General features: G+C 44.8%; 11 protein-coding genes, 1 tRNA gene, 1 other RNA gene and 1 pseudogene. 5 read left to right on the top strand and 9 right to left on the bottom strand.

What is annotated here, in order from left to right:
• A pseudogene (locus ACLJTG_RS23530) lies at positions 1 to 90 on the bottom strand (oxaloacetate decarboxylase subunit gamma); the annotation flags it as partial.
• A gap of 49 nt (positions 91 to 139) precedes the next feature.
• Positions 140 to 1408 (bottom strand): SLC13 family permease, encoded by a 1269-nt coding sequence (locus tag ACLJTG_RS23525; protein WP_021000076.1) that lies wholly within the window; start codon positions 1406 to 1408, stop codon positions 140 to 142.
• A 222-nt stretch (positions 1409 to 1630) separates the two neighbouring features.
• On the opposite strand from ACLJTG_RS23525, the gene ACLJTG_RS23520 reads away from it, so the two are divergent.
• Positions 1631 to 2614, top strand: coding sequence for a LysR family transcriptional regulator (locus ACLJTG_RS23520; protein WP_077913686.1), 984 nt, complete (start codon positions 1631 to 1633; stop codon positions 2612 to 2614).
• Here ACLJTG_RS23520 and ACLJTG_RS23515 read toward each other — a convergent pair whose 3' ends face one another.
• A complete protein-coding gene (locus ACLJTG_RS23515) occupies positions 2615 to 3505 on the bottom strand; it encodes a LysR family transcriptional regulator (protein WP_000405927.1) in 891 nt (296 codons plus the stop codon).
• A 129-nt stretch (positions 3506 to 3634) separates the two neighbouring features.
• Here ACLJTG_RS23515 and ACLJTG_RS23510 point away from each other — a divergent pair, with 129 nt between their 5' ends.
• Positions 3635 to 4480, top strand: coding sequence for a fumarate hydratase (locus ACLJTG_RS23510; protein ID WP_000086831.1), 846 nt, complete (start codon positions 3635 to 3637; stop codon positions 4478 to 4480).
• Between the two features lie 14 nt (positions 4481 to 4494).
• Positions 4495 to 5040, top strand: a complete 546-nt coding sequence (locus tag ACLJTG_RS23505; RefSeq protein ID WP_000970374.1) for a FumA C-terminus/TtdB family hydratase beta subunit — start codon at positions 4495 to 4497, stop codon at positions 5038 to 5040.
• A 93-nt stretch (positions 5041 to 5133) separates the two neighbouring features.
• Here the strand turns inward: ACLJTG_RS23505 and aroG are convergent, their stop codons facing one another.
• Complete coding sequence (gene aroG, locus ACLJTG_RS23500) at positions 5134 to 6186, bottom strand: 3-deoxy-7-phosphoheptulonate synthase AroG (protein WP_001109233.1); 1053 nt, start codon at positions 6184 to 6186, stop codon at positions 5134 to 5136.
• A gap of 319 nt (positions 6187 to 6505) precedes the next feature.
• On the opposite strand from aroG, the gene ACLJTG_RS23495 reads away from it, so the two are divergent.
• Both ACLJTG_RS23495 and zitB read left to right on the top strand, forming a co-directional pair.
• Complete coding sequence (locus tag ACLJTG_RS23495) at positions 6506 to 6892, top strand: YbgS-like family protein (protein WP_000784380.1); 387 nt, start codon at positions 6506 to 6508, stop codon at positions 6890 to 6892.
• Positions 6893 to 7002: 110 nt separating this feature from the next.
• Positions 7003 to 7941: a CDF family zinc transporter ZitB gene (gene zitB, locus ACLJTG_RS23490; protein WP_000951245.1), complete on the top strand. Its 939-nt coding sequence runs from the start codon at positions 7003 to 7005 to the stop codon at positions 7939 to 7941.
• Here the strand turns inward: zitB and pnuC are convergent.
• From pnuC to ACLJTG_RS23465, 5 genes are all read right to left on the bottom strand, one after another.
• Positions 7938 to 8657: a nicotinamide riboside transporter PnuC gene (gene pnuC, locus ACLJTG_RS23485; protein WP_000345361.1), complete on the bottom strand. Its 720-nt coding sequence runs from the start codon at positions 8655 to 8657 to the stop codon at positions 7938 to 7940. The genes zitB and pnuC overlap by 4 nt on opposite strands.
• Before the next feature lie 24 nt (positions 8658 to 8681).
• On the bottom strand, positions 8682 to 9725 hold the full coding sequence (gene nadA, locus ACLJTG_RS23480; RefSeq protein WP_024792426.1) for a quinolinate synthase NadA: 1044 nt from the start codon (positions 9723 to 9725) through the stop codon (positions 8682 to 8684).
• 171 nt (positions 9726 to 9896) lie between these two features.
• Positions 9897 to 10364, bottom strand: a complete 468-nt coding sequence (locus ACLJTG_RS23475; protein WP_001749103.1) for a DUF5680 domain-containing protein — start codon at positions 10362 to 10364, stop codon at positions 9897 to 9899.
• Positions 10365 to 10522: 158 nt separating this feature from the next.
• Positions 10523 to 10598, bottom strand: a tRNA-Lys gene (locus ACLJTG_RS23470).
• Between the two features lie 34 nt (positions 10599 to 10632).
• A non-coding RNA gene (locus ACLJTG_RS23465) (RtT sRNA) lies at positions 10633 to 10801 on the bottom strand.
• Positions 10802 to 10807 lie beyond the last annotated feature (6 nt).

Raw genomic sequence — 10807 nt, 5'->3', positions numbered from 1 at the left:
GAAAATCAGCAGGAACAGAAACGCCAGCACGAACCCCATGCCGAGGAACATCAGGGTGAAGCCTTCACCTAATAGCACCGAACTATTCATAATAAAGTCTCAAATTTAATAATCTAAAATAGAAAAGTAATATCAGGCATTAATAGAAGGGATAAAATATCGGTAGTAAAATCATACTAACGATAAAACAAACCAAACTAATCGCCAATCCGGGTTTTAAGAAATCTTTAAATTTAACATTCCCCGGGCCAATAATCATTGAGTTTGCTGGAATAGCCATTGGGGTACAAACAGCAACACTACTCGCAATAAAAACAGCAATAACAACTGCACGAGGGTCTGCGCCAATAGACTGTGCGATAGTCCATCCTACCGGGCATAACAACGTACATGCTGCAGTGTTACTCATTACTTGAGTCAAAGCCCATGTAAGTATCCACAATGACGCCATAATAATCATAACGCCAGAATCTCCGGTTACTGAAATAACGGCATTGGCAATCATTTCTCCAGCACCAGTAGAATTAAGCGCGGCACCTAAAGGCATCATAAACGCAAGCATGAAAACAGTTAGCGTTTCAAAAGAATTAAAAGTTTCCTTTTGTGTTAAAACGCCAGCGAATACAAGAATAATAGCCGCACAACATGCAATAATATGCATTGGAGGCAGAAACTTAATATAATCAGTTGCCACCATTCCAGCGATAGACAGAATAAAAACGGCTAAAGTTAAATTTCTATGCCAGGCCGGAATTTGGCTATAATCCATTTGAGAATCAGATTGTGTATTTCCATCACGATCTGCGATGAGTTTTGAACCGAAGAAATAGAGAAATATAGAGCATGCAATCAGCAAAGGAATACCAATTTTAGCGTATTCGAAAAATGGCACCGACAGACTTCCCTTACTAAAAGTTTCAATAGTATTTTTAGCAATCAGATTTCCTGGCGAACCGATAATAGAAATGTCAGCACCGATTGTTGCCCCAAAAACCAGAGGCATAAGAAGTTTAATAGGCTTAATCTGACTACTGGCGGCAATACCTAAAACAATAGGAATTAGCACAGCAACTGTTCCGCTATTAGAAACAAAGGCAGACATAACTCCACCAATAAGAAAAATCAATACACTAAGGCTTCTTTCTGTTTTAGCATATTTTAGTAAAATTTTACTTGATTGCCATGCCAAACCTGTTTTAAAAAATGCCGCACCGAGTACACACATGGCGACGATAAGAATAACATTCGCATTTACGATTGAAGCAAAAATATCCTTAGCATCGATAACACCGGTAAAATAAAGTGCCATTGGGACCATAAATGCAACTAATCCCATAGGAAGACGATCGCTAACAAAGATAATTATTGCAACCACTAAAACCAACAAAGTAATAATCGCTGGTGACATGTATACGTCCTTATATTATTAGGGTACAAAAACAACTCATTACAGTCATGAATACAACTGCAACAAGCATAAATCACATGTTATACTAAAATTACATCTAATTAATTTCTATTGAGAAAGAATACACTCACATAAATAACAACACTTACCCGACAAAGGCATAACATATTCTTACTGCTTTTGTTTCTGTTTAATCAAATAATTTCCTCTTAAAATCTGTCTGTGTATAATGCTACTTATATAAATGAAACTCATCCAATGCTAATAAGGTTGCAGCTTATGCAATATCGGCATCACCTCGAACTAACATGGCTCGAAGACTGTCTGGCTCTAAAAGAAACGTTAAATTTCTCAAAAGCGTCTGCCTCAAGATATGTGACTCAACCCGCATTTAGTCGTCGGATACAATCTCTCGAAGAATGGGTGGGTACGCCCCTTTTTGAAAGAAGTAAACGGGGAGTCACCCTTACCAAGGCCGGAGAAGTATTTACAGACCAGCTTCCCGAACTGATCCACTCCTTGTACACATTGAAAAGTGATACCCTTGAGGCCGCAGGTAATAAACAACCTAGTCTTGTTTTTTCAGCAACGCATGCTTTGTCTTTCTCTTTTGTACCGCATTTGTTAAAACAGAGTGATAAAATTGCAAAATTTGGTTCATTTCGTCTTTTATCTGACTCATTGAATGCGTGCGAAAAAATGATGCGGCAGGGAGATTCACAATTTTTGCTGTGTCACCATCACCCACATATGCATCTAAATTTAAATAAAAATAACTTTATGAGCATTCGTCTTGGGTTTGATACATTAATTCCATTCAGTAAACCAGACTCAGAAACGTTAAAACCGTTGTGGAATATAAATAATAATATTCAATTCCCTTACCTTTCTTTTTCATCACAATCAGGTCTGGGAAGAATAATAGCAAATACAGCGTCTATTAACAGAATTACCCATAATATAAATGTTGCCTTTGTGGCCGATCTGGCAGCAACACTATTGGCAATGGTCAGATCTGGCGATGGTGTTGCCTGGATACCTCAAAGCCTTGCCAGGCAAGATATAGAGGCTAAAACTATTGTTACTGCAGCGGAAAAAGAAAGCAATTTATGGGTCCCCATAGAAATAAGACTTTATAGACCAGCCAAGAGAATGCCTCCAGATGCCGAAGATCTATGGGAAATTTTTGTTGAAGAACAAATATAATTATTTAATTGTAAAATGTTCTTTAATATAATCCTCAATAAATTTAATTAACGCTCTGGTTGCATATGATAAATATTTATCTTTCTTCCAGGCCAAACCAATCGTAACATAAGTCGGCTCAGTCATGGCCTTGGTTATTACTTTTTCGGCTTTAAGATCGACAGCGTCCAAAATGAAAGAAATTCCTTCATTTTTAGCAACCAGATCTATGTTGGTTTGAACCCTGTTTGATGATAGAAAAATATGTGTATGAATTCCTCGCTTTGTACATTCTTCAATAATCGTTTTTCTATGCCAGGAATCTTTTTTCATTAGTATCAATGGCTCATATTGTAGATCTTCCCAATCGATACTATCCTTTTTTGCCAGGGGATGTTTATCTGACATACATACCACGTGCTGCTGAGTCATTAATGGTACCGTAACTAATTCTTTTGGACAGTCATTAATAATAACAATAGCAAGATCCAGCTCTCCAGCAGAAAGTTTATCATGTAAACCAAAAGTCCCCTCTTCAACAAGAGAGAGTTCCATCTCTGGATAAATCTCTCGGAAATGCTTGAAGAGCGGTGAAAAAAGAAACAAACTTATCATCGGTGGGATCCCCAAAGTTACTATGCCACCATTTTCATTACGATAATCTTTCATTTCCGCTACGCTATTTTTTAACGCAATAAGGATAGGTTCAATTTTTTGTAAGAAAAACATGCCCTCCTCAGTAAGGACAAGTTTATTTTTCTTTCTATCAAATAATGTCACCCCTAATTCAGTCTCTAACTTCTTAATAGCAATGGTGATATTAGGTTGAGAAACAAAATGCCGCTCAGCAACTCTGGTTAAGTTACCTAACAAAGAAGCGCTTACAAAATATTCTAATTGTCTAATTTCCATCTATTTTCCACTACTATAAATAAAATTTATCATTTAATAAAAATAACATATTTCCTTCCTACAATGAATACGAATATCATGAAAATGTGATCAATGGATAAAACAATGCAACATAGCACTGGAGGGAGTATGAGTCGTATATTAAATACAGAAATTATCATTCCGGTTATCGAAAAACTTGTAAAAAAAGCTTGTTATGAACTGGATGATAATCTCATGTGTTCTTTTCGTAAAGCATATGATAAAGAAGAGTCAAAGATCGGCAAGGAAACCATTAAGATATTAATTGATAATGGAGAGTATGCAAAAAAAGAACAACTTGCATGCTGCCATGATACCGGCACTTGTATCGTTATAATGGAAATTGGACAACATGTATGCTGGGAAGGTAAGCCGCTTAAAGATCAGGTGAACCAGGGTGTTCGCCAGGGCTATGAAAATGGATACTTAAGAAAATCCATGGTTGCAGATCCATTAGAACGTATTAATACTAATGATAATACTCCTGCAATTTTACATACTGAAATTGTTGATGGTGACCGAGTGACAATTACCGTTATGCCAAAGGGCGGCGGTAGCGAAAATATGGGAACTTTTAAAACATTGCTTCCCGGCGATGGTATTGATGGTATAAAAGATTTTGTTCTGGAAACTGTCCGTCGTGTAGGAGGCAATCCATGCCCTCCTTATATTATTGGTATCGGCGTTGGCGGTACAATGGATCACTGTTCGTGGATGGCTAAGAAAGCATTATTACGCCCTCTTGGTGAGTTCAATGCTAAACCACTTTATGCCCAGCTCGAAGCTGAATTATTAGAGGCCGTGAATAATACAGGGATCGGCCCTTTAGGTATGGGCGGGCGTATTACGGCGTTAGGCGTGCATGTCGATTACTATCCTTGCCATATCACTGCACTGCCAGTCGCAATCAATTTCCAATGTAATGCAAGCCGCCACGCTAGTGAAATCATTTAATACCTGGAGAAGCTATGATGGAATTAACATTACCATTGACTAAAGAGAAAGCGAAAACTCTTAAGGTCGGCGATATATTATTTCTCACTGGATTTGCTTACACCTGCCGTGACGCCGCGCATAAAAAAATCGAAGTAGCGCTTAGTAACGGAGAAAAATCACCGGTCGATTTTCAAAACCAAACGATTTACTATGCTGGCCCCTGCCCTGCCAGACCTGGTTTACCTATTGGCTCCAACGGTCCTACAACGGCCGCGCGTATGGACCCATTTGTAGAAATGATGTTTCAACAAGGGGCAACTGCGTTTCTTGGCAAAGGCGATCGTGCTGATTATGTCGCTGAGCTTTGTAAAAAATACGGTGGGGTTTCGCTACTCGGGATTGGAGGAGCGTCTGCAATTAATACAAAACATGTTAAATCAGTAGAAATTGTTGCCTACGAAGAATTAGGAACAGAATCCATTAAGAAGTTATATTTTGACCGCTATAGAGTCATTGTAGGAATTGATTCGGAAGGAAATACTCTCCAGAAGCAGGAAGTACCCAAGTACGCCAAATAATAATACATTAATATTGGCAATATCGGTCCGGTAGGCTGTTACCGGACCGATATGTTTTCTATCCTGCACTTCACCACAGGATAGAAACTAAACTTAGCCGCGACGGGCTTTTACCGCTGCCGACAACTGACGAAGCAGCGCATCGGTATCTTCCCAGCCAATACAGGCGTCAGTAATGCTTTTACCGTAGGTCAGCGGCTGACCGCTTTCCAGACTCTGGTTTCCTTCTACCAGATGACTCTCTACCATCACGCCAATAATCGCTTTTTCACCGCCCGCTATCTGCTGACAGACATCGGCGCAAACCTCCATCTGCTTTTGAAATTGCTTACAGGAGTTGGCATGGCTGAAATCGATCATGACCTGCGGCGTCAGTCCCGCTTTGATGAGGCCTTCTTTCACCTCAGCAACATGTTGCGCGCTATAGTTTGGCGCTTTACCGCCGCGCAGAATGATATGGCAGTCGCCGTTGCCGCTGGTATTCACAATCGCCGAATGACCCCATTTAGTGACGGAGAGGAAGCAATGCGGCGCGCCGGCGGCGTTGATGGCGTCAATGGCGACTTTAATCGTGCCATCAGTACCATTTTTAAAACCGACCGGACAAGAGAGGCCAGACGCCAGTTCGCGATGAACCTGGGATTCAGTAGTCCGCGCGCCAATGGCGCCCCAGCTCATCAGATCGGCCAGATATTGCGGCGTGATCATATCGAGGAATTCGCCGGCGGCAGGCAGGCCGCTGTCGTTAATATCCAGCAGCAGTTTGCGCGCAATACGCAGACCGTCGTTAATCTGGAAGCTGTTATCCATGTGCGGATCGTTAATCAGCCCTTTCCAGCCGACGGTAGTACGCGGTTTCTCAAAATAGACGCGCATGACAATTTCAAGCTCGCCTTGAAGCTCATCGCGTAGCGCCAGCAAACGGGCGGCATACTCTTTCGCCGCTGCCGGATCATGAATTGAACAAGGACCGATCACAACCAGCAGACGATCGTCATTGCCTTTGAGAATTTTATGGATGGCTTTGCGCGCGTGAGCAACGGTATTCGCTGCATTTTCCGTAGCGGGAAACTTTTCCAGCAGCGCGACCGGAGGTAATAACTCGTTGATTTCTTTAATGCGTAAATCGTCGTTCTGATAATTCATGTTTATTCCAGTGTTGCCGTACTTATCCCAATGAATGCAATCCCTCCAATCTATCTCTTCAATTAAATAGTGTAAACGGGCTTTTACACTTTGAACGGAATAATCCTGGAATTCAGGAAAAAAACGCACAAATGTAGCGAAAAATGGGATCTAACCTACACTTTTTAACTGTAACCACTCTGTTTATGAATTATTGCAAGATTCTCTGCTGCGTTAACCCGCGGCGGCGAACGCTTTTTATCCCTTATTTGAGGATTTGACTGACACGTGCACTGTTGGAAGAGGTTATCCGACATATCCACCATAACAGGAGCATCTTATGAAAATGACAAAACTGACTACGCTTTTACTCACCGCTACCCTCGGCCTTGCCAGCGGCGCAGCGTTAGCTGCTGAATCTAACGCGCAATCCAGTAATGGCCAGGCGAACTCGGCGGCAAATGCCGGTCAGGTTGCCCCGGACGCCCGCCAGAATGTAGCGCCGAATGATGTGAATAACAACGACATCAATACCAACGGCAATACTAACAGCACGATGCAGCATCCAGACGGTTCAACCATGAATCATGACGGAATGACCAAGGATGAAGAGCATAAAAATACCATGTGTAAAGACGGTCGCTGCCCGGATATTAATAAAAAAGTGGAAACCGGTAATGGCGTCAATAATGACGTGAATACCAAAACCGACGGTACCACACAGTAATGCAGAAAAAAGTCTGATAACGGGAGAGCTTTCGCTCTCCTTTTTATTTTGTCAGCGAAAAATCAGTATGATGTCTACAGTATTGATGAGAATAACAAAGGAATGACGTTATGGCGCACTCACACTCTCATGCCGATTCACACCTGCCGAAAGATAATAATGCTCGTCGCCTGCTTTTCGCCTTTATCGTCACTGCCGGATTTATGCTCCTTGAGGTGGTGGGCGGGATACTCTCCGGCTCTCTGGCGTTGTTGGCGGATGCGGGACATATGCTCACCGACGCGGCGGCCCTTCTCTTTGCGCTGCTGGCGGTTCAATTTTCCCGTCGTCCCCCGACTGTTCGCCACACTTTTGGCTGGCTAAGACTCACCACACTGGCGGCTTTTGTGAATGCCATTGCGTTGGTGGTCATTACCCTTCTCATTGTCTGGGAAGCGATAGAGCGCTTTTACACGCCACGTCCGGTGGCGGGCAATCTGATGATGGTGATTGCGATCGCGGGTCTGCTGGCGAACCTGTTTGCGTTCTGGATTCTCCATCGGGGAAGCGATGAAAAAAACCTGAACGTGCGCGCTGCCGCGCTACATGTGATGGGCGATTTGCTGGGTTCCGTCGGCGCAATAGTCGCCGCGTTGATCATTATCTGGACGGGCTGGACGCCAGCGGACCCGATTCTCTCTATTCTGGTTTCGGTACTGGTACTACGCAGCGCCTGGCGTTTGTTAAAAGATAGCGTCAACGAATTGCTGGAAGGCGCGCCGGTTTCACTGGATATTAATGCCTTACAGCGCCATTTAAGCCGGGAAATCCCCGAAGTCCGTAACGTACACCATGTGCATGTCTGGATGGTCGGCGAAAAACCGGTCATGACATTGCACGCTCAGGTCATTCCGCCACACGACCATGATGCGCTGCTGGAACGTATCCAGGATTTCCTGATGCACGAATACCATATTGCGCACGCTACGATTCAGATGGAATATCAAGTGTGTCACGGCCCGGACTGTCATCTGAATCAGACGCCATCCGGGCATGTTCATCACCATTAACGGGAAAGCGCGCGCGATCCTCGCTCCCGCGCGCTGTTTATCCACAGGCGACTACCATTCACGGCGATAAATGTCAGGATCAGATATTCCAGCGACATCGCATAGACGCCCTGCAAAGCAAAAATCACCACACTGATTACGTTGATTATCACCCACAGGAGCCAGTTTTCGACATATTTGCGTGTCATCAAAATCATCGCCACGATAGACAGCACCATCATGCAAGAGTCCCAGAACGGGAAAGCGTCCGGTTGCAGTACAGGCATTGTCACCTGTAACCCCAGCATCTGCATAATGGCGACGGCCACGCGCGTCAGGACGGCGAATACGGGATCGATATATCGCGTCATCAAACCGATAGCTATCACACATATCGCCAGCCATGCCATTGCTTTTGGCAACGGCAGCCAGCGGATTTTAAGCTCGGCCTCATTATCCTTTGTTTGCCGCGACCACGCATACCAGCCATAAATATTGGCGGCAAAGAAAAAGAGTTGCAGCAACAGGCTGGCATAAAGCTGGATCTGAAAGAAAATAATCGCAAACAGGGTAACGTTAACCAGTCCAAAAAAGTAGTTGCTGATCTTCTCCAGACTGGCAAGCCAAATACAGAGCAGGCCGGCGATGGTTCCTACCGCTTCGATCCACGAGAGATCGTACCCGCCAGCGCCAATCGGAATATGAATCAGTATGTTGTGCGTACTAAAAAAATCCATTCTCTCCCCCAAAGATTTCCGTCTTTACGCCCGAAGTGTAGCCGCAAAATCCAGCATCCGGTTGAGGGGCAGTAATGCGCCCTCGCGTAGCGCCGCATCAACCTGTATTTCATGCGCCGCGCCTCCCTGCTCCAGCCCTTCAGCAATGGCTTTCAGGCCATTCATCGCCATCCACGGACAGTGCGCGCAGCTACGGCAGGTCGCCCCCTCGCCAGCCGTGGGCGCTTCAAGCAGCTCTTTTTCAGGCACCGCCTGCTGCATTTTGTAGAAGATGCCGCGATCGGTCGCCACGATAAGCTGTCTGTGCGGCAGCGTTTTTGCCGCCTTAATAAGCTGACTGGTGGAGCCCACCGCATCGGCCATCTCGACAATGGACTGCGGCGATTCAGGGTGAACCAGAAGAGCGGCATCGGGATAGATTTTTTTTAAACGGGTCAACGCCTGGGTTTTAAACTCATCATGCACGATACACGCCCCTTGCCAACACAGTACATCGGCCCCGGTCTGTTTTTGCACGTAATTCCCCAGGTGTCTGTCCGGAGCCCAGATAATTTTTTCCCCCAAACTATCCAGATGCTCAATCAATTCTACGGCGATACTGGAGGTCACAACCCAGTCCGCACGCGCTTTAACAGCAGCCGAGGTGTTAGCATAGACCACGACGGTTCTTTCAGGATGCGCATCACAAAAAGCGCTAAATTCGTCTATTGGGCAGCCTAAATCCAGCGAACATTCCGCCGCCAGGGTAGGCATAAGAATGGTTTTTTCCGGGCTGAGGATTTTGGCGGTTTCCCCCATAAACCGTACGCCCGCTACCAGCAGCGTGGATGCGGCGTGCTTCGCGCCGAAACGGGCCATTTCCAGTGAGTCGGAAATACAGCCGCCGGTTTCTTCTGCCAACTGTTGAATTTCCGGATCGGTGTAGTAGTGCGCCACCATGACGGCATTGCGCTCTTTGAGCAACCGCTTGATTTTCTCACGATAAAATTGCTTTTCGTCGTCGTTCAACGGCGTTGGTTTCGGCGGGAACGGGTAGATTGCGGCTTGTGGGTCAAACATTACGCTCATCGTGGCTTCTCGTTTTACTGACTTAACGAAATGCGCGTTTTAAGGTGTGCATTCACCATTACCACGGAAATATGTTTTATATGCTAAACAAGATAGCCGATTATGGGAGAAATGTCGTGATGAATTTTGTTCCCTTCCGGAATCGGTGCTTCGCACCGATTCCGCGCTACCCTAATCTATCCATCCGCCAGAATAATAGAGTTGATAGGCGAGAACTTCGTCCTGCCAGATCTGTTCGTGCCCGCTAAAGAAATCAATATCGCCTGTATAGAGATTGGTATAGCGAAGACCATTATCGCCGTAAAGAGTCAGCGGCCCTCGGAACGGCGCTTCTAAAGTCGATTTTAATAATGCCTGTCGTAAAAAATCATAGATGATTTCGGGGCTAATTCCTTCGGAACACTTACCGGAATAACTCATCGACCAAACAGAATTCCCCTTTTGGTAAATAACCTCCTGACCACTGAACTGCAGGGAACCAAAATAGAGATCCCGATAAAACAGCTCACCTTCTTCGTACTCCAGGATTTTTGCTCCGTTAAATGGAGAAACTTTGTTTGTGATGCCACCCGAACTTGCGTAGGTGCATTGTTTCGCCTTCAGAAGAAAACTAAGTAATTGCCGCAAATTTTCTGTCATCAGAATTCCCTCCAACAGCCATGTGTACATGTATATTTGATCAGGTGTTGTGAAATGAACAGAGCCGAAATCGTACCTATTTGGCTCCAGGAGAGAGGATGGAATAAAGGAATAAATGACTGATAGCAAAAAGGCGCCTTTAGGGCGCCTTTTTACACTGGTGGGTCGTGCAGGATTCGAACCTGCGACCAATTGATTAAAAGTCAACTGCTCTACCAACTGAGCTAACGACCCCTTGGATAAGGGTTACTGCTTCAATCATTCAGGATGGTGGGTCGTGCAGGATGACTCGGCTTCGCCTCGCCCTTCGGGCCGTTGCTAAAGCAACGTTAACCTTCACGTTCTCTACCAGTTACCACCTTGTATATTGGTGGGTCGTGCAGGATTCGAACCTGCGACCAATTGATTAAAAGTCAACTGCTCTACCAACTGAGCTAACGACC

Origin of the sequence: Salmonella sp. SAL00672 (genome assembly GCF_046552175.1) — a bacterium.
Taxonomy (GTDB): Bacteria; Pseudomonadota; Gammaproteobacteria; order Enterobacterales; family Enterobacteriaceae; genus Salmonella; species Salmonella enterica.
Note: the sequence above shows the minus strand (reverse complement) of the source record. Positions and strands in the feature narration are given on the sequence as shown.